This is a genomic window from Roseobacter cerffii, from assembly GCF_054226325.1.
On the sequence record NZ_CM135757.1, the window covers coordinates 596,819 to 616,587 of the forward strand.

Consider the following 19,769-nt stretch of genomic DNA (forward strand, 5'->3'; position numbering starts at 1 on the left):
CATCACATCGTGGTCTCAGGGAGGTAGACATTGTGTTAGAACCAGTGGAAACAAATTGTTTCCTTGCAGTGCTCCGGGTCTCCATCAATAAGTTAACCAATCTTTTCTCGAATAAACCACTAGGGCGCTGTTTACAAAATTTGAACTGTTCGGTTTAGTGCGATTGCATCCTGGGTTAGCCAATTGAAGAGGTAATGATGTTCAGATCCTTATTCGTCTCTGTCGTGTTTGCACTGCTTTCGACGACAACTGCAATCTCATCCCCGATACACTTCAAGATTTCTGACCTGTCCGGGGACGGATTGGCAGCGTTTGGATTGCAGTCCCCAACACTAACCGGCTATTTTGAAAGCGCGACAACCCCATATTTTGCTCGAGCGGCCACGCCCACATCCCGTGGATTGGCTTTTTGGGATGTCGTCGATTTTGAGATGAATTTTGGAGCAACCTCCTTCGATGTCTCTGATTCAAGCCGCGCGTACACACAGCTTATCGATGACGGTAGTTCGGATTACTTCGCATTTATTGCGCAGGGGGTATTCGACAACATCCCCGGTGTCACCAGCTCCAACGCAACACTTTACTTCACTGATGGGGCAGCGTTTTCAGGCAATACTCCAAGTTTTGAAGAGATTGCATCGCTTCCCTTTCGCGGTTTCAATGCATATTTTGACGATGCCGATAACAATCGATACAACATAACGTCCTATTCAATCCAAATCAGTGAAACGGCGTTTCTAAATGACGTGGCACCTGTCCCTTTGCCAGCAAGTATGGCGCTACTGTTGTTCGGACTTGGCGGTGTTGCAGCAATCGGCGGAAAAAAATCTCAGCGTCGCACGCAAGTTTGAAGTCCCGGCGGCTCTCTATGACCTCGCTGCGCGCCAATAGCTGTCCCCAGCAGAGCTGCCAACAGCAAGTTCAGACCCAAGACCTGCATTGCGCGTCTCGCCCGCCTTCATAGCACCTCCCACAAGACCCCTTGTCCGGCAGGCAGCTTACCTTTAGGGAAAAGCGACCGGTCGCACGCGTTGATTCGCGCGCTGCTGGGTTTCGTCCGAGACGGTGGGTTGGAGAAATCCTGTAATTCCTGCCCGAGATGGGAACAGACGTACTCTCCAGATGCTCAACCGTAGAGCCTCTGGCGGTTCTGGCCCGTTGTTTCGAGGACCAAAACTGCCGGAGTGATCCGGTGCAAACTGAGCCGGGCGGGGCAACCCGTCCACAATTGGAGTGAAACTGTGGATAGAGCACAAAAAGAACAGCTGGTCGACGAACTCGGCCAGATCTTTGAAAGCTCTGGCGTCGTCGTGGTCAGCCACTACGCCGGTCTGACAGTTGCTGAAATGCAGGACCTGCGCGCCAAAGCACGCGAAGCGGGTGGGTCTGTGCGTGTTGCCAAAAACAGGCTCGCCAAGATCGCCCTTGAGGGCAAGCCATGCGCAAGCATTGCTGAGCTCCTCACGGGTATGACCGTTCTGACCTTCTCTGAGGATCCTGTGGCCGCGGCCAAGGTTGCTCAGGACTTTGCCAAGGGCAATGACAAGTTCGTCATCCTCGGCGGGGCCATGGGGGAGAACGCGTTGGACGTCGCCGGTGTCGAAGCCGTGTCCAAAATGCCGTCGCGCGAGGAGCTTATCTCCACCATCGCGGGCATGCTGGGCGCACCTGCATCGAACATCGCCGGGGCCATTGGCGCACCTGCAAGCAACATTGCCTCCATCCTGTCCACCATCGAGGACAAGGCGGCAGCATAAAGCAACGTCATATTGGCGTCGTGGACAAAGCGCGACGTTGGAACACACATATCGTAACGGAAAGAGCTAAACATGGCTGATCTGAAGAAACTGGCAGAAGAGATCGTTGGTCTGACCCTGCTTGAAGCACAAGAACTGAAAACCATCCTCAAGGACGAGTACGGCATCGAGCCCGCCGCTGGTGGCGCTGTGATGATGGCGGGTCCTGCTGGCGGCGACGCCGGTGGCGCAGAGGAAGAAAAGTCGGAATTCGACGTTGTCCTGAAAAACGCGGGCGCCTCCAAGATCAACGTGATCAAGGAAGTGCGCGGCATCACCGGTCTGGGCCTGAAAGAAGCCAAAGACCTGGTCGAAGCTGGCGGCAAGATCAAGGAAGGCGTCGACAAAGCCGAAGCCGAAGAGATCAAAGGCAAGCTGGAAGCAGCTGGCGCCGAGGTCGAACTAGCCTAAGCCTGGCGCTTATGCGAATGGAAAGGCGCTCCGGAAACGGGGCGCCTTTTTGTTGATAGAGAGTGAGCCTAACGCAAGTTTCATGCTGAAACCGACGGACTCGCACCTACTTGATCACCCTAAGCGCAGCTTAGAGGATACAATATGTCTAAGTCTTCGATTTCATGCGCTGCATTTTTTTGTCTAATAGTATCGACGCAGGGTCAGGTCAATGCTCAGTTGTCCGCAAACCAATGCGATCTCATCGAAGCCTACGAGAACCATCATTCCGACCATGACTTTCCGATACTAGTCGGGCACATGGCACACACATCCGAGCTGTGCGATGATGGCCAAGGTATCAATTGCGAAATTGCCTTGGCAAAGAGGGAAAAGCCCTTCTTCGTGACTACAGATGACCCGCTGTCAACAGACCTTGCAACAATCATAGGTACGAATTTCGCTTACACCGCGGAGTTCCTATCGGCTTTCGCAGGACCTAGCCTTGATCTAAAGCCAAAAGTCGAAAAGCACGAAAGTATCGTTCATCTCATTTTGATCGAAGCAGATGAACCGGCAAACGCATATTCCTCTGCCTATCCACAGTTTTTAGAGCGCTTTGTCGCGACCGAGGCCTGGCCCTGCGCGGGCTTGAATTCAGTTTGGCAAGGTGAACTGGTTGAGTACTCCGAAGTTTGGATCAAAGCAGATATCGGCGACGTTGCTATCGCAAATTGCGTAAAGGAGGAACTCTACAACGTCTCCGGCGTGCCGGGCGATCCCATTGGCTTAGCCTCTCTGTTTTCACCTACGAGATTCTCTGGCGAAGCGCTTGATCCGCCTGTGTATAAGGGCTTTTCGCTCAGAGACGGTATCGTTTTAAAGCTCGTTTACGACGCGAGAATGAGAAACGGACAACCGAGGGCAGACACTGAGCGCATCGCCGGTGCCATCATCGACGCTGAGTGCAACTAGCATCCGGTGTCTTTCCGACCTGAGACCCGATCTAACAGGCGTCATGAAAATTTGAAAATGAACAAACGGATGCTGGCGGAGGGTTCTCCATCCACAGGGGTCGCGTGTTTCTCAGTGCTGAGGCCAAGGTGTTTAGCCAGAGTTCTTGGGCTGGAATGCGGTCAATCTGCAATCGGTTCCAAACACCTGTACATAGGAACTGTCGTTGGCCGCTCTCAGGACGCGGTCGACGCTGACCCAAAAAACCACTTTTCTCCGCCCGCCCTGTTGTGCTTTTGTTAATCACGGCCTATGTGAAGGCTTCCGCTGGGAGCGATGATTCGCGCCCGGCTTTTTGCGTCTTTGACACAGGCAGGAGCAGGCACACTCACATACCCCTGAAATCTTTCGCAAAAAGCCGCCCCACCCCAAGCAGAGCGGCTTTTTCCGGAGAGATTGTGATCGGGCGCGTGCTTTCGGGCAAGCACGCAGGGATAGATCTTCTTTTCGATCTTTGAGCGTTCGCGACGGGCCGCCCTCCCGCTGCGCGAACAGACAAAGATATGGAGTGCGACCTCGCATGGCAAACACGTTCCTTGGCCAGAAACGTCTACGCAAATACTACGGTAAAATCCGCGAAGTGCTGGATATGCCGAACCTCATCGAGGTGCAGAAATCCTCGTATGATCTCTTCCTGAACTCCGGCGACGCCGATGTCCCCACGGACGGCGAAGGCATCGCGGGTGTGTTCCAGTCGGTCTTCCCGATCAAGGATTTCAACGAGACCTCCGTGCTTGAATACGTCAAGTACGAGCTGGAGAAGCCCAAATACGATGTCGAGGAGTGTCAGCAACGTGACATGACCTACAGCGCGCCCCTGAAGGTGACGCTGCGCCTCATCGTGTTTGATGTGGATGAGGACACCGGCGCCAAATCCGTGAAGGACATCAAGGAGCAGGACGTCTTCATGGGCGACATGCCCCTGATGACGCCAAACGGTACCTTTGTTGTGAACGGCACCGAGCGGGTGATCGTGTCCCAGATGCACCGCTCGCCGGGTGTGTTCTTCGATCACGACAAAGGCAAGACGCATAGCTCAGGCAAGCTGCTCTTTGCCTGCCGGATCATCCCCTACCGTGGCTCGTGGCTCGACTTCGAATTCGACGCCAAGGACATCGTCTTTGCGCGCATCGACCGTCGCCGCAAGCTGCCGGTGACCACGCTGCTCTATGCGCTGGGTCTCGACCAGGAAGCGATCATGGACGCGTATTACGATACGGTCACCTATACGCTGAAGAAGAACAAGGGCTGGGTTGCCCCGTTCTTCCCGGACCGTGTGCGCGGCACGCGCCCGACCTATGATCTGGTCGATGCGAAATCAGGCGAAGTGCTGTTTGAGGCCGGCAAGAAGGTCACGCCGCGCGCGGTCAAGAAGCTGATCGACGAAGGCACCGTGACCGAGCTTCTGCTGCCTTACGATCACATCGCGGGCAAGTTTGTCGCAAAGGACATCATCAACGAAGAAACCGGCGCGATATATGTCGAAGCGGGCGATGAGCTGACGCTTGAGTACGACAAGGATGGCGACCTGATCGGCGGCACCGCGAAAGAGCTGATCGACGCAGGGATCACCGAGATCCCGGTGCTCGACATCGATAACGTCAACGTCGGCCCCTACATGCGCAACACCATGGCGCAGGACAAGAACATGAACCGCGACACCGCGCTCATGGATATCTACCGCGTCATGCGCCCGGGTGAGCCGCCCACCGTCGAGGCCGCCTCGGCGCTCTTCGACACGCTCTTCTTCGACAGCGAGCGATATGATCTGTCGGCTGTTGGTCGTGTGAAGATGAATATGCGTCTGGCGCTCGATGCGGAAGACACGCAGCGCACGCTGCGCCGCGAAGACATCGTGGCCTGCATCAAGGCTCTGGTTGATCTGCGTGACGGGCGCGGCGACATCGACGATATCGACCACCTCGGCAACCGCCGGGTGCGGTCTGTCGGTGAGCTGATGGAGAACCAATACCGCGTGGGTCTGCTGCGCATGGAGCGCGCGATCAAGGAGCGCATGTCGTCGGTCGAGATCGACACCGTCATGCCGCAGGACCTGATCAACGCGAAACCTGCTGCCGCCGCCGTGCGTGAATTCTTCGGCTCCTCGCAGTTGAGCCAATTCATGGACCAGACCAACCCGCTTTCCGAGGTCACGCACAAACGCCGTCTCTCGGCGCTTGGGCCGGGCGGTCTGACGCGGGAGCGCGCGGGCTTTGAGGTCCGCGACGTGCACGCCACGCACTATGGTCGGATGTGCCCGATTGAGACGCCGGAAGGCCCGAACATCGGTCTGATCAACTCGCTCGCCACCTTTGCCCGGGTGAACAAATACGGCTTCATCGAGACGCCGTATCGCAAGGTTGAGGACGGCAAGGTGACGGACGACGTGCACTACATGTCCGCCACCGAAGAGCAGCGTCACACCGTGGCGCAGGCCAATGCGGCGATTGATGAGAGCGGCAAGTTCGTCAATGAGTTCGTGAACACGCGCCAGTCAGGTGAATACACGCTCGCGCCCAGCGAGTCGGTCGACCTTATCGACGTGTCGCCGAAACAGCTAGTCTCGGTTGCGGCCTCGCTGATCCCGTTCCTTGAGAATGACGACGCCAACCGCGCTCTGATGGGTTCGAACATGCAACGTCAGGCCGTGCCGCTGCTGCAAGCCGAGGCGCCGCTCGTCGGCACCGGCATCGAGGAAGTGGTCGCGCGCGACTCCGGCGCGGCCATCATGGCGCGCCGCGCGGGTATCATCGACCAGGTTGACGCCAGCCGGATCGTGATCCGCGCCACCGAAGATCTGGAACTGGGTGACGCAGGCGTGGACATCTACCGCATGCGCAAGTTCCAGCGCTCGAACCAGAACACCTGCATCAACCAGCGCCCGCTGGTGAAGGTGGGCGACATGGTGCGCAAAGGCCAGGTGGTGGCCGATGGCCCGTCCACCGACATGGGGGAGCTGGCGCTCGGCAAGAACGTCGTCGTCGCCTTCATGCCCTGGAACGGCTACAACTATGAGGACTCAATCCTGATTTCCGAGCGGATTGCCCGGGACGACGTCTTCACTTCGATCCACATCGAGGAATTCGAAGTCGCCGCCCGTGACACCAAGCTTGGGCCGGAAGAGATCACCCGTGACATCCCCAACGTCGGCGAGGAAGCCCTGCGCAACCTCGACGAGGCGGGCATTGTCTACATCGGTGCCGATGTGGAGCCGGGTGACATTCTCGTGGGCAAGATCACCCCGAAAGGTGAAAGCCCGATGACGCCGGAGGAGAAACTCCTGCGCGCCATCTTCGGTGAGAAAGCTTCTGACGTGCGCGATACCTCGCTGCGCGTGAAGCCGGGTGATTTCGGCACCGTCGTTGAGGTGCGCGTCTTCAACCGCCATGGTGTGGAAAAAGACGAGCGTGCGCTGCAGATTGAGCGTGAGGAAGTCGAGCGTCTGGCCCGCGACCGGGACGACGAACTCGCGATCCTCGATCGCAACATCTATGCGCGTCTCAAAGGCATGATCCTCGGCAAAGTTGCGGTGAAAGGCCCGAAAGGCGTCGCCTCAAACTCCGAGATCACCGAAGACCTGCTGGAAATGCTGACCCGTGGTCAGTGGTGGCAGCTCGCGCTCAAGGATGAGGCCGACGCACAGGTGGTCGAGGCCCTGAACGAGCAGTACGAGATCCAGAAGCGCGCGCTTGATGCTCGCTTTGAGGATAAGGTCGAGAAGGTCCGTCGCGGCGACGATCTGCCCCCGGGCGTGATGAAGATGGTCAAGGTCTTCGTCGCGGTGAAGCGCAAGTTGCAACCCGGCGACAAGATGGCCGGACGCCACGGCAACAAAGGTGTGATCTCGAAAGTGGTGCCGATGGAGGACATGCCGTTCCTCGCCGACGGCACCCCGGTCGACTTCTGCCTCAACCCGCTGGGCGTGCCCTCGCGCATGAACGTCGGGCAGATCCTCGAGACGCATATGGGCTGGGCTGCGCGCGGTCTGGGCCTGAACGTGGACGAGGCGCTGCAAGAGTACCGCCGGTCGGGTGACCTGACCCCGGTGCGCGACGCGTTGCACCACGCCTATGGCGAGAACGTCTATGACGAAGGCATCGCCGGTCTCGACGAGGAAACGCTGATCGAGGCGGCCAGCAACGTCACACGCGGTGTGCCGATTGCGACGCCGGTCTTCGACGGTGCGAAAGAGGGCGACGTGAACGATGCGCTCGTCCGCGCAGGCTTCTCCGAGTCGGGTCAGTCGATCCTCTTCGACGGCCGCACGGGCGAGCAATTCGCGCGGCCGGTGACCGTCGGCGTGAAGTACCTGCTCAAGCTGCACCACCTGGTGGACGACAAGATCCACGCGCGCTCGACCGGGCCGTACAGCCTCGTCACCCAGCAGCCGCTGGGCGGGAAGGCGCAGTTCGGTGGCCAGCGCTTCGGGGAAATGGAGGTCTGGGCTCTGGAAGCTTATGGCGCCGCCTACACCCTGCAGGAGATGCTGACCGTGAAGTCGGACGACGTGGCCGGACGGACGAAAGTCTACGAAAGCATCGTCAAAGGCGAGGACAACTTCGAGGCCGGCGTGCCGGAAAGCTTCAACGTTCTGGTCAAAGAAGTCCGCGGCCTCGGCCTCAACATGGAACTCCTGGATGCGGAGGAGGACGAGTAACGGCGGCCCAAAGGCCCACCGTACCTGCCAGCGGGCAGGGGTGGGCATACGGCCACCTTCCTCCTAACGCACCCCTTTCAAGGATTTGAAAATGAACCAGGAACTGACAAACAACCCGTTCAACCCGCTCACACCGCCCAAGGTGTTTGACGAAATCAAGGTGTCTCTGGCCTCGCCGGAGCGCATCCTGAGCTGGTCTTTCGGGGAGATCAAAAAGCCCGAGACCATCAACTACCGGACCTTCAAGCCTGAGCGGGATGGTCTTTTCTGCGCGCGCATCTTTGGTCCAATCAAGGACTACGAATGTCTTTGCGGCAAGTATAAGCGCATGAAGTATCGCGGCGTTGTCTGCGAGAAATGCGGCGTCGAAGTCACGCTGCAAAAGGTCCGCCGCGAGCGCATGGGTCACATCGAGCTGGCCTCACCCGTGGCCCATATCTGGTTCCTGAAGTCGCTGCCCTCCCGGATCGGTCTCATGCTCGACATGACCCTGCGCGATCTGGAGCGGGTTCTGTACTTCGAGAACTATGTGGTGATCGAGCCGGGCCTGACAGACCTTCAATACGGTCAGATGATGACCGAAGAAGAGTATATGGACGCGCAGGATGCCTATGGCATGGACGCCTTCACGGCGAACATCGGTGCCGAAGCGATCCGCGAGATGCTGGCGGCCATCGACCTTGAGCAGGAAGCCGAACAGCTCCGCGCTGACCTCAAGGAAGCGACCGGTGAGCTGAAGCCCAAGAAGATCATCAAGCGCCTGAAAGTGGTCGAGAGCTTCCTCGAATCCGGCAACCGCCCCGAGTGGATGGTGCTGACCGTGATCCCCGTGATCCCGCCCGAGCTGCGCCCGCTGGTGCCGCTCGATGGTGGCCGTTTTGCGACGTCCGATCTCAACGACCTCTACCGCCGGGTGATCAACCGGAACAACCGTCTCAAGCGGCTGATCGAGCTGCGCGCGCCCGATATCATCGTGCGCAACGAAAAGCGGATGCTGCAGGAATCTGTTGACGCTCTCTTCGACAACGGTCGCCGTGGTCGCGTGATCACAGGCGCCAACAAGCGCCCGCTGAAGTCGCTCAGCGACATGCTGAAAGGCAAGCAGGGCCGCTTCCGTCAGAACCTTCTGGGTAAGCGCGTCGACTTTTCGGGCCGTTCGGTCATTGTAACCGGCCCGGAGCTGAAGCTGCATCAATGTGGTTTGCCGAAGAAGATGGCCTTGGAGCTCTTCAAGCCCTTCATCTATTCGCGGCTGGAGGCCAAGGGGCTTTCCAGCACCGTGAAGCAGGCGAAGAAACTGGTCGAGAAAGAGCGCCCCGAGGTCTGGGACATCCTCGACGAGGTGATCCGCGAACACCCCGTCATGCTCAACCGCGCGCCGACGCTGCACCGTCTGGGCATTCAGGCGTTTGAACCGGTCCTCATCGAAGGTAAGGCGATCCAGCTGCACCCGCTGGTCTGCTCGGCTTTCAACGCCGATTTCGACGGTGACCAGATGGCCGTGCACGTGCCGCTGTCGCTGGAAGCCCAACTGGAAGCGCGCGTGCTGATGATGTCGACCAACAATGTGCTGTCGCCTGCCAACGGTGCGCCGATCATCGTGCCCTCGCAGGACATGATCCTCGGTCTTTACTACACCACGCTGGAGCGGGAAGGCATGCCCGGCGAAGGCATGGTCTTCGGCTCCGTCGAGGAGGTCCAGCACGCGCTCGACGCGGGCCTTGTGCACCTGCACTCCAAGATCACCGCGCGGATTCCGCAGATCGACGAGAATGGCCTCGAAGTGATGAAACGCTACGAGACCACGCCGGGCCGTATCCGCCTCGGTGCGCTTTTGCCGCTGAATGCCAAGGCACCGTTCGAGCTGGTGAACCGTCTGCTGCGCAAGAAAGAAGTGCAGCAGGTCATCGACACCGTCTATCGCTACTGTGGTCAGAAAGAGTCCGTCATCTTCTGTGACCAGATCATGACCATGGGTTTCCGTGAAGCGTTTAAGGCCGGGATTTCCTTCGGTAAGGACGACATGCTGATCCCCGACACCAAATGGCCGATCGTCGAAGAGACGCGCGACCAGGTGAAGGATTTCGAACAGCAGTACATGGACGGCCTGATCACTCAGGGCGAGAAGTACAACAAGGTCGTGGACGCCTGGTCGAAGTGCAACGACAAGGTCACCGAGGCCATGATGGGCTCGATCTCGGCCAGCAAGAAGGACGAGAACGGCGCCGAGATGGAGCCGAACTCGGTCTACATGATGGCGCACTCCGGTGCCCGTGGCTCGGTCACACAGATGAAACAGCTCGGTGGGATGCGCGGCCTCATGGCCAAGCCCAACGGCGATATCATCGAGACACCGATCATCTCGAACTTCAAGGAAGGTCTGACCGTCCTGGAGTACTTCAACTCCACCCACGGCGCGCGGAAAGGTCTGTCGGACACCGCTCTGAAAACTGCGAACTCCGGGTATCTGACCCGCCGTCTGGTGGACGTGGCGCAGGATTGCATCGTGCGCATGCCCGACTGCGGCACCGAAGCCTCGATCACCGCAAATGCGGCGGTGAACGATGGCGAGGTCGTGGCCTCGCTCTCCGAGCGCATTCTGGGCCGCGTTGTGGCCGAGGACATCCTGCGCCCCGGCACCGACGAGGTGATGGTGGCCGCAGGCACGCTGGTCGACGAACGCATGGCGGATGCCATCGAAGAAGCCGGTGTGGCCTCTGCGCGCATCCGCTCGCCGCTGACCTGTGAGGCGGAAGAGGGCGTCTGCGCCATGTGTTATGGGCGGGACCTCGCGCGCGGCACCATGGTCAACACCGGCGAGGCTGTCGGCATCATCGCCGCACAGTCCATCGGTGAACCCGGCACACAGCTGACGATGCGGACCTTCCACATCGGCGGCGTGGCCCAGGGTGGCCAGCAGTCGTTCCTCGAGGCCAGCCATGCGGGCACGGTCGTCTTCGAGAACGCTCAGACCCTCGAGAACGCCTCCGGCGAGACCATGGTCATGGGCCGCAACATGAAGCTGATCATCCAGGACGAAAACGGTGAGGAACGCGCCAGCCACAAGGTTGGATACGGCTCCAAGCTCTTCGTCAAGGACGGGCAGGACATCGCGCGGGGCGACAAGCTTTTCGAGTGGGATCCCTACACCCTGCCGATCATCGCGGAAAAGGACGGCACGGCCAAGTTCGTCGATCTGGTGAGCGGCATTGCTGTGAAGGACGAGACCGATGACGCCACCGGCATGACCCAGAAGATCGTGATCGACTGGCGCTCGGCGGCGAAAGGCAACGAGCTCAAGCCCGAGATCATCCTTGTGGGTGGTGACGGCGAACCCGTGCGCAACGATGCGGGCAACCCGGTGACCTATCCGATGTCCGTCGATGCGGTTCTGTCCATCGAGGATGGTGCCGAGATCAAGGCCGGTGACGTGGTTGCGCGGATCCCGCGGGAAGGCGCCAAGACCAAGGACATCACCGGCGGTCTGCCGCGTGTGGCCGAACTCTTCGAGGCACGGCGCCCGAAGGATCACGCCATCATCGCGGAAATCGACGGCTATGTGCGCTACGGCAAGGACTACAAGAACAAGCGCCGTATCGCGATCGAGTCCTCGGAAGATCCGGACACCAAGGTCGAATACATGGTGCCCAAGGGCAAGCACATCCCGGTGGCCGAAGGCGACTTCGTGCAGAAGGGCGACTACATCATGGACGGCAACCCGGCGCCGCATGACATCCTGGCCATCATGGGTGTCGAAGCGCTGGCGGACTACATGATCGACGAGGTGCAGGACGTCTACCGCCTGCAGGGTGTGAAGATCAACGACAAGCACATCGAGGTCATCGTGCGCCAGATGCTGCAGAAGTGGGAGATCCAGGACTCGGGCGACACCACGCTGCTGAAAGGCGAACACGTGGACAAGCAGGAGTTCGACACCGCCAACGAGAAGGCGATTGCCAAGGGCGGGCGCCCCGCGCAGGGCGAGCCGATCCTTCTCGGCATCACCAAGGCGTCGCTGCAGACCCGCAGCTTCATCTCGGCGGCCTCCTTCCAGGAGACCACGCGCGTTCTAACCGAAGCCTCCGTGCAAGGGAAGAAAGACAAGCTCGTGGGCCTGAAAGAGAACGTCATCGTGGGGCGTCTGATCCCGGCGGGCACCGGCGGGGCCACCATGAAGGTCCGCCGCGTGGCGCAAGACCGCGACAATGTCGTGATCGAAGCGCGCCGCGAGGAGGCCGAAGCGGCTGCGGCACTCGCCGCGCCAATGGCCGATGACATGGTCGGCGGCGATGTCTTCGACCAGGTGATCACACCGGACGAGGACAGCCGCGACTAGGTCGCAGCCCATATCACTCTCGAAACCCCCGGCGACATCTGCGCCGGGGGTTTTTCTTTGCCCCGCACGGCTTCTCCGTCCACGAGGCAACACGGACCCTGCGCAACTGGTCCCGCCCCGCGACCCTCGAAAAACTGTGGCAAACCGACTGTTTCACGGCTAGCGTCCGATCATTCTTCGCCGGTTCCCCGACCGTGCCCGCATTGATCCAGAAGGTCGCCCATGTCCGACACCCAGCATCCGCTCACCCCGCATCACCTGCCGCCCTACTTCGCCGGCGCCGATGGCAGTGACAGCCTCTTCACCGTGATGGTTTTCTTTGTGCTGGGGCTGATCCTGCTGCTCGGCATCGCCTATTTCACCCTGCACGCGCTGCCCGAACGCATGGCGCATAAGGGCAACAGCGCACAGTTGCAGCTCATCAGCATCCTCGCGATGCTGGCGCTCTTCACGCACAACAACCTCTTCTGGATCATCGCGCTGGTTCTGGCCGCCTTCCGCCCGCCGGATCTGGTCAGCCCGCTCAATTCGATGGCGCAATCGCTGCAAAACCTCGTAAATCGGGAGCGCTAGGCCATGCTCGAGGTCATCCTGTGCTCGCTGGTCACGGTCCTGCCGGACTACCTCTTGCGCCGCCGGTTTCAGGGCAAGCGCTGGGGGCAAGAGATCAATTTCTTCACCGTCTGGTACGAGCTGCGCTGGGGCATCACGCTCTGCGCCATGCTGACGATCAGCCTGATCACCATCGTCTTCTACTACCACCCCACGACCTCGAACGTGGCCTCCTTCTTCCGCACCGTGACCATCCTGTCAGAGCAGGGCGGGCGCGTCTCGGATGTCTATGTGGAGATCAACTCCGAGGTCGCGGCGGGCGACCCGATCTTCAAGCTCGACAGCGGCAGCCAGGAAGCCGCCGCCGAGACCGCACGCCGCCAGATCGCCGAGGTCGAGGCCGCACTTGTGCTGGCCGAAGCCCAGCGGGCCGCCTCTGTTGCCGTGGTCGATCAGGCCCTGTCCGCCTTTGAGCAGACCCGCGAAGACCTCGAGCGCCAGCGCGACTTGCGCGCCCGCGGCTCGGCGGCGGTGAGTGACCGCGATGTGGAACTTCTGGAAAACGAGCTTGGCGTGCGGCAAGGCGAGGTCGATGCCGCCCGCGCCGGGGTCGAGGCGGTTGACGCCCAGATCACCGTGCAGCTGCCCGCCCAACGCGCCACAGCCGAGGCTGCGCTGCAACAGGCGTTGAACGAGATCGAAAAGCTCACCGTCTATGCGGGCGTCGACGGCACCATCGAACAGTTCACCCTGCGCGTCGGCGATATCGTCAGCCCGGTGCTGCGCCCCGCAGGCATCCTCGTGCCCTCCGAGGCGGGCCGCAACCGCTTCCAGGCCGGCTTCCCGCAAATCTCCGCGCAGGTGGTGAAAGCGGGTGGCGTGGCCGAGATCATGTGTGTCTCCAAGCCCTTCACCGTCGTGCCCATGGTCATCACCGAAGTGCAGGATGTGATCGCCGCCGGACAGGTGCGCCCGTCCGACCGCCTGGGCGACGCGCAGAACATGGGCGCGCCCGGCACCATCACCGCTTTCCTCGAGCCGATCTACCCGGGCCAGACCGATGACATTCCGCCCGGCAGCCGCTGCATGGCGAACGCCTACACCTACAATCACGATCTGCTGGGCAACCCCGAGCTTGGCTTCGGGCGGCGCATCTTCCTGCATGTGGTCGATACGGTGGGCGTGGTGCATGCCGCCGGTCTGCGCATCCGCTCTCTGCTGTTGCCGCTGCAGACCCTCGTCTTCACGGGCCACTGAGGCCGGTATGGCATCCGCTGACACGACGCCGCGCGCGACATGCTGAGCCGGGTGGAGCGGAGCAGCCTGTCGCCCAACGCCATCGGGGCGCTGCTGATGGTCGCGTCGATGGCCTGCTTCACGATCAATGATGCCTTGCTCAAGGCGACCGGCGGTGCGGTGCCGCTGTTTCAGCTGCTGGCGCTGCGCGGTGTGCTGGCCACCGCGCTGATTGCCGGTCTGGCCTGGTCGCGCGGTGCCTTCGAAGCGCCGATTGCGCGGCAAGACCGGGGGTGGATCGGCCTGCGCTCGGCCTCGGAGGTGGGGGCCGCGTATTTCTTCATGACCGCGCTTCTGAACATGCCTCTGGCCAACATCACGGCAATCCTGCAAATCCTGCCGTTGACCGTCACCTTGTGCTCGGCGCTGATCTTTCGCGAGGCGGTGGGCTGGCGGCGGATGACGGCGATAGCGGTGGGGTTCTGCGGAATGCTGCTGATCGTGCGCCCGGGCACGGAGGGCTTCACGATCTGGTCGGTCTATGCGCTGGTCGCGGTGGTCTGTGTCACCGCGCGCGACCTGATCACCCGCCGCATCTCGCCCGCCGCACCATCGCTGCTCGTCACCTTCTCTGCCTCGCTCGGTGTCATGCTCGCGGCGGGGGCCGCGTCGCTCACCACTGCCTGGGTGCCGCTGACTGTGCCGCTCGGCCTGTTGATCGCGGCGTCTTCGGTCTTCATCGTCGGCGGCTATTACTTCAGCGTGCAGGTGATGCGGCAGGGCGATGTGTCCTTCGTGGCGCCCTTTCGCTACACCGGGCTCCTCTGGGCGCTGATCCTCGGCTGGCTGGTGTTCGGCGAGTGGCCCACCGCCCTCACGCTCCTCGGCGCGGGTATCATCGTTGGGGCCAGCGCCTACACGATGGTGCGTGAACGCCGGGTGTCACGCCCACGCTAGACCGGCAGCGGCCCCGGTTTACAAGGCCGCGGCGCTGCGATCCGAAAGCGGGCCGAAATCCGGCCTGCTGCTGTTGACAGCTTGTCCGACTCCTTCTATACGCCGCACATCTCGACGGCAGGGGTCCGCCTTGCGCGCCGAAATCAGAACTGAAGTGGTCACGATCCGGCCCCCTATCGGCCCGATCCTCTGTAAACCCACCGCGTCGTTTCCTCGGTACGGAAACGTGGCGGTCTTTTCGCATTGCGTCATAGGCGCATGTCATCGCGCGCCCCACCGGCGCATCCAGATCACGGGCGGACGCGTTCGTGAAAGAGTCAAACCGCATGGGGGTCGTCCTCGTGCACACATATGTGAGCTTAGACGGGGAAAGAACCGGAATGCCAACGATCCAACAGCTGATCCGCAAACCGCGGCAGCCAAAAGTAAAACGCTCCAAGTCCATGCACCTGCAGGAATGCCCGCAGAAGCGTGGCGTTTGCACGCGCGTCTACACCACCACACCGAAGAAGCCGAACTCGGCGATGCGGAAAGTGGCCAAGGTCCGCCTGACCAATGGCTTCGAAGTCATCAGCTACATCCCCGGTGAAAGCCACAACCTTCAGGAACACTCCGTGGTTCTGATCCGCGGCGGTCGTGTGAAAGACCTTCCGGGTGTCCGCTATCACATCCTGCGCGGTGTTCTGGATACCCAAGGTGTGAAAGACCGTAAGCAACGTCGTTCGAAATACGGCGCGAAGCGTCCGAAGTAAGGAGAGACCAAGATGTCCCGTCGCCACGCAGCCGAAAAACGCGAAGTCCTGCCCGACGCCAAATATGGCGATCTGGTGCTGACCAAATTCATGAACAACCTGATGATCGACGGCAAGAAGTCGGTCGCAGAGCGCATCGTCTATTCCGCGCTGACCCGCGTTGAAGACAAGATCAAGCGCGCGCCCGTCGAGGTCTTCCACGAAGCGCTCGACAACATCAAGCCCAGCGTCGAAGTTCGCTCCCGCCGCGTCGGTGGTGCCACCTACCAGGTGCCCGTCGAAGTGCGCCCCGAGCGCCGCGAAGCGCTGGCGATCCGCTGGCTGATCAAAGCCTCCCGCGCCCGCAACGAGAACACGATGGAAGAGCGCCTGGCCGGTGAGCTTCTCGACGCTGTTCAATCTCGCGGCACCGCGGTGAAGAAGCGCGAAGACACACACAAGATGGCAGACGCCAACAAAGCGTTCAGCCATTACCGCTGGTAAACACTGTCGCGCCTTCCGGGCGCGACGTTCCGTTTTTAGATACCTCGAGGAAGCAGCCCCATGGCACGCGATTATCCGCTAGACCGCTACCGCAATTTCGGCATCATGGCTCACATCGATGCCGGCAAGACCACGTGTTCGGAACGCATCCTGTACTACACAGGCAAGTCCCACAACATCGGTGAGGTGCACGATGGTGCGGCCACCATGGACTGGATGGAGCAGGAGCAGGAACGCGGCATCACCATCACGTCGGCTGCGACCACCACCTTCTGGGAGCGCACCGAGGACGGTCAGACCGCTGATACGCCCAAGCACCGCCTGAACATCATCGACACCCCCGGCCACGTGGACTTCACCATCGAAGTCGAGCGCTCGCTGGCTGTTCTCGACGGTGCGGTCTGCGTGCTGGATGCGAACGCCGGTGTGGAACCGCAGACCGAAACCGTCTGGCGCCAGGCCGACCGTTACAAGGTGCCGCGCATGGTGTTCGTCAACAAGATGGACAAGATCGGCGCCGACTTCTTCAACTGCGTCAACATGATCGAAGACCGCACCGGCGCGCGCGCCGTGCCCGTCGGTATCCCGATCGGCGCCGAGAATGAGCTCGAAGGTCTGATCGACCTCGTGACCATGGAAGAGTGGCTCTGGCAGGGTGAAGACCTGGGTGCGTCCTGGGTGAAAGCGCCCGTGCGCGACAGCCTCAAGGACATGGCTGACGAATGGCGCGGCAAGATGATCGAAGCGGCCGTCGAAGAAGACGACGACGCGATGATGGAATACCTCGAAGGCAATGAGCCCGACATCCCGACCCTGCGCAAACTGCTTCGCAAGGGCACACTGGCGCTGAACTTCGTACCGGTTCTGGGCGGCTCCGCCTTCAAAAACAAAGGTGTGCAGCCGCTGCTGAACGCCGTGATCGACTACCTGCCGAGCCCGCTCGACGTGGTCGACTACATGGGCTTCAAGCCGGGCGACGAGGAAGAAACCCGCAACATCGCGCGCCGTGCGGATGATGCGATGCCCTTCGCTGGTCTTGCGTTCAAAATCATGAACGACCCCTTCGTGGGCTCGCTGACCTTCACCCGCATCTACTCCGGCGTGATGAAGAAGGGCGACCAGCTCCTGAACTCGACCAAAGGCAAGGGCGAGCGCGTGGGCCGCATGATGATGATGCACTCCAACAACCGCGAAGAGATCGAAGAGGCCTTTGCGGGCGACATCATCGCACTGGCGGGTCTGAAAGACACCACAACCGGGGACACGCTCTGCGACAAGAACGATCCTGTGGTTCTGGAAACCATGACATTCCCCGATCCGGTGATCGAGATCGCGGTTGAGCCAAAGACGAAGAACGACCAGGAGAAAATGTCTCAAGGTCTTGCACGTCTGGCCGCCGAAGACCCGTCCTTCCGTGTGGAAACTGACCTGGAATCCGGTCAGACCATCATGAAAGGCATGGGCGAACTGCACCTCGACATCCTCGTCGATCGTCTCAAGCGTGAATTCAAGGTCGAGGCGAACATCGGTGCGCCGCAGGTGGCCTATCGCGAGACCATCTCCAAGGAATATGAAGTCACCTACACGCACAAGAAGCAGTCGGGTGGCTCGGGTCAGTTCGCGGAAGTGAAGATGATCCTCACGCCGACAGAGGCGGGCGAAGGCTATTCCTTCGAGAGCCGCATCGTCGGCGGTGCCGTGCCCAAGGAATACATTCCGGGCGTGGAAAAGGGTATCAAATCGGTGATGGACTCCGGCCCGCTGGCGGGCTTCCCCGTGATCGACTTCAAGGTCGCGCTGATCGACGGCAAGTTCCACGATGTGGACTCCAGCGTGCTGGCGTTCGAAATCGCGGCCCGCATGGGAATGCGCGAAGGCATGAAGGGCGCGGGCGCGAAACTGCTCGAGCCGATCATGAAGGTCGAAGTGATCACGCCGGAAGAGTACACCGGTGGCATCATCGGCGACCTCACCTCCCGTCGCGGGCAGGTGTCGGGCCAAGAGCCGCGCGGCAACGCGATTGCCATCGACGCTTTCGTGCCGCTGGCGAATATGTTCGGCTACATCAACACCCTGCGGTCGATGTCTTCCGGACGCGCCCAGTTCACCATGCAGTTCGATCACTACGATCCGGTGCCGCAGAACATCTCCGACGAGATCCAGGCAAAATTCGCGTAACCCCGGGGCGCGGCGACGCGCTCCGACCCCAAATATTGGGCAGGTCCGCTGCCCGCAGGAACACCTAAGGAGGCCATCATGGCAAAGGAAAAGTTTGAACGTAATAAGCCGCACGTGAACATTGGCACGATTGGTCACGTTGACCACGGCAAGACGACGTTGACGGCTGCGATTACGAAGTATTTCGGCGACTTCAAGGCCTATGACCAGATCGACGGCGCGCCCGAAGAGAAAGCCCGCGGCATCACCATCTCCACCGCGCACGTGGAGTACGAGACCGACGCGCGCCACTACGCCCACGTCGACTGCCCCGGCCACGCCGACTATGTGAAGAACATGATCACCGGTGCGGCGCAGATGGACGGCGCGATCCTGGTGGTGAACGCCGCGGACGGCCCGATGCCGCAGACGCGCGAGCACATCCTGCTCGGCCGCCAGGTCGGCATCCCGAAGATCGTCGTCTTCATGAACAAGGTCGACCAGGTCGATGACGCCGAGCTGCTGGAGCTCGTCGAGATGGAAATCCGCGAGCTGCTCGATACCTACGAGTACCCCGGTGATGACACGCCGATCGTGGCGGGCTCGGCGCTGGCGGCGATGGAAGGCCGTGACGCGGAGATCGGTGAAGAGAAGATCAAGGAGCTGATGGCGGCTGTGGACGAGTACATCCCGACGCCCGAGCGCGCCGTGGATCAGCCGTTCCTGATGCCCGTGGAAGACGTGTTCTCGATCTCCGGCCGTGGCACCGTGGTGACCGGTCGTGTCGAGCGCGGTGTGATCAACGTGGGCGACGAGATCGAGATCGTCGGCATCCGCGACACCCAGAAGACCACCTGCACCGGTGTCGAGATGTTCCGCAAGCTGCTCGATCGTGGCGAAGCGGGTGACAACATCGGCGCCCTGCTGCGCGGCATTGACCGCGACGGCGTGGAGCGTGGCCAGGTGCTCTGCAAGCCCGGCTCCGTGACGCCGCACACCAAGTTCGAGGCCGAGGCCTACATCCTGACCAAGGACGAGGGCGGCCGTCACACGCCGTTCTTCGCGAACTACCGCCCGCAGTTCTACTTCCGCACGACGGATGTGACCGGCACGGTGCAGCTGAACGAGGGCACCGAGATGGTGATGCCGGGCGACAACGTGAGCTTCGGCGTTGAGCTGATCGCACCGATCGCGATGGAAAACGGCCTGCGCTTCGCCATCCGCGAAGGCGGCCGCACCGTCGGCGCCGGCGTGGTGTCCAAAATCACCGAGTGATTTTTGACACAGTGGGCGTCACCTGCGGCAGTTGATCAGAAGGATCAATGAGAGCAGAGACGCAGCACCCGGTTCAGCACCGGGACCAGATTGCGGAGCGCCTCCGGGCGCTCCAAAAACAAAGCAACGCGATGAAGGGTGGCAATAAGGCTGCTCTTCCTCTC

General features: G+C 60.8%; 13 protein-coding genes. All 13 read left to right on the plus strand.

The window, feature by feature from the left end; genetic code table 11:
* The first annotated feature begins 197 nt into the window (after positions 1 to 197).
* Positions 198 to 851 carry a VPLPA-CTERM sorting domain-containing protein gene (locus ACVC7O_RS02955; RefSeq protein ID WP_458324614.1) on the plus strand — a complete coding sequence of 218 codons (654 nt, stop codon included), beginning with the start codon at positions 198 to 200 and terminating at the stop codon, positions 849 to 851.
* Between the two features lie 390 nt (positions 852 to 1,241).
* Positions 1,242 to 1,757: a 50S ribosomal protein L10 gene (gene rplJ / locus ACVC7O_RS02960; protein WP_458324615.1), complete on the plus strand. Its 516-nt coding sequence runs from the start codon at positions 1,242 to 1,244 to the stop codon at positions 1,755 to 1,757.
* Between the two features lie 72 nt (positions 1,758 to 1,829).
* On the plus strand, positions 1,830 to 2,207 hold the full coding sequence (gene rplL / locus ACVC7O_RS02965) for a 50S ribosomal protein L7/L12 (protein WP_458324616.1): 378 nt from the start codon (positions 1,830 to 1,832) through the stop codon (positions 2,205 to 2,207).
* 144 nt (positions 2,208 to 2,351) lie between these two features.
* A complete protein-coding gene (locus tag ACVC7O_RS02970; protein ID WP_458324617.1) occupies positions 2,352 to 3,161 on the plus strand; it encodes a hypothetical protein in 810 nt (269 codons plus the stop codon).
* Positions 3,162 to 3,720: 559 nt separating this feature from the next.
* The gene (gene rpoB, locus ACVC7O_RS02975) at positions 3,721 to 7,857 is read left to right on the plus strand and encodes a DNA-directed RNA polymerase subunit beta (RefSeq protein ID WP_458324618.1); all 4,137 of its coding nucleotides are present in this window, start codon (positions 3,721 to 3,723) and stop codon (positions 7,855 to 7,857) included.
* 91 nt (positions 7,858 to 7,948) lie between these two features.
* Positions 7,949 to 12,193: a DNA-directed RNA polymerase subunit beta' gene (gene rpoC / locus ACVC7O_RS02980; protein WP_458324619.1), complete on the plus strand. Its 4,245-nt coding sequence runs from the start codon at positions 7,949 to 7,951 to the stop codon at positions 12,191 to 12,193.
* 222 nt (positions 12,194 to 12,415) lie between these two features.
* Entirely contained in the window at positions 12,416 to 12,766 is a 351-nt protein-coding gene (locus tag ACVC7O_RS02985; protein WP_458324620.1) for a hypothetical protein, read from the plus strand.
* Between the two features lie 3 nt (positions 12,767 to 12,769).
* The gene (locus ACVC7O_RS02990) at positions 12,770 to 14,002 is read left to right on the plus strand and encodes an HlyD family secretion protein (protein ID WP_458324621.1); all 1,233 of its coding nucleotides are present in this window, start codon (positions 12,770 to 12,772) and stop codon (positions 14,000 to 14,002) included.
* 39 nt (positions 14,003 to 14,041) lie between these two features.
* The gene (locus ACVC7O_RS02995) at positions 14,042 to 14,938 is read left to right on the plus strand and encodes a DMT family transporter (protein WP_458324622.1); all 897 of its coding nucleotides are present in this window, start codon (positions 14,042 to 14,044) and stop codon (positions 14,936 to 14,938) included.
* 380 nt (positions 14,939 to 15,318) lie between these two features.
* Positions 15,319 to 15,690: a 30S ribosomal protein S12 gene (gene rpsL / locus ACVC7O_RS03000; RefSeq protein WP_007118826.1), complete on the plus strand. Its 372-nt coding sequence runs from the start codon at positions 15,319 to 15,321 to the stop codon at positions 15,688 to 15,690.
* 12 nt (positions 15,691 to 15,702) lie between these two features.
* Positions 15,703 to 16,173 carry a 30S ribosomal protein S7 gene (gene rpsG, locus ACVC7O_RS03005; protein ID WP_458324623.1) on the plus strand — a complete coding sequence of 157 codons (471 nt, stop codon included), beginning with the start codon at positions 15,703 to 15,705 and terminating at the stop codon, positions 16,171 to 16,173.
* Positions 16,174 to 16,233: 60 nt separating this feature from the next.
* A complete protein-coding gene (gene fusA / locus ACVC7O_RS03010) occupies positions 16,234 to 18,351 on the plus strand; it encodes an elongation factor G (RefSeq protein WP_458324624.1) in 2,118 nt (705 codons plus the stop codon).
* Between the two features lie 78 nt (positions 18,352 to 18,429).
* A complete protein-coding gene (gene tuf / locus ACVC7O_RS03015) occupies positions 18,430 to 19,605 on the plus strand; it encodes an elongation factor Tu (RefSeq protein ID WP_458324609.1) in 1,176 nt (391 codons plus the stop codon).
* Positions 19,606 to 19,769: the final 164 nt, after the last annotated feature.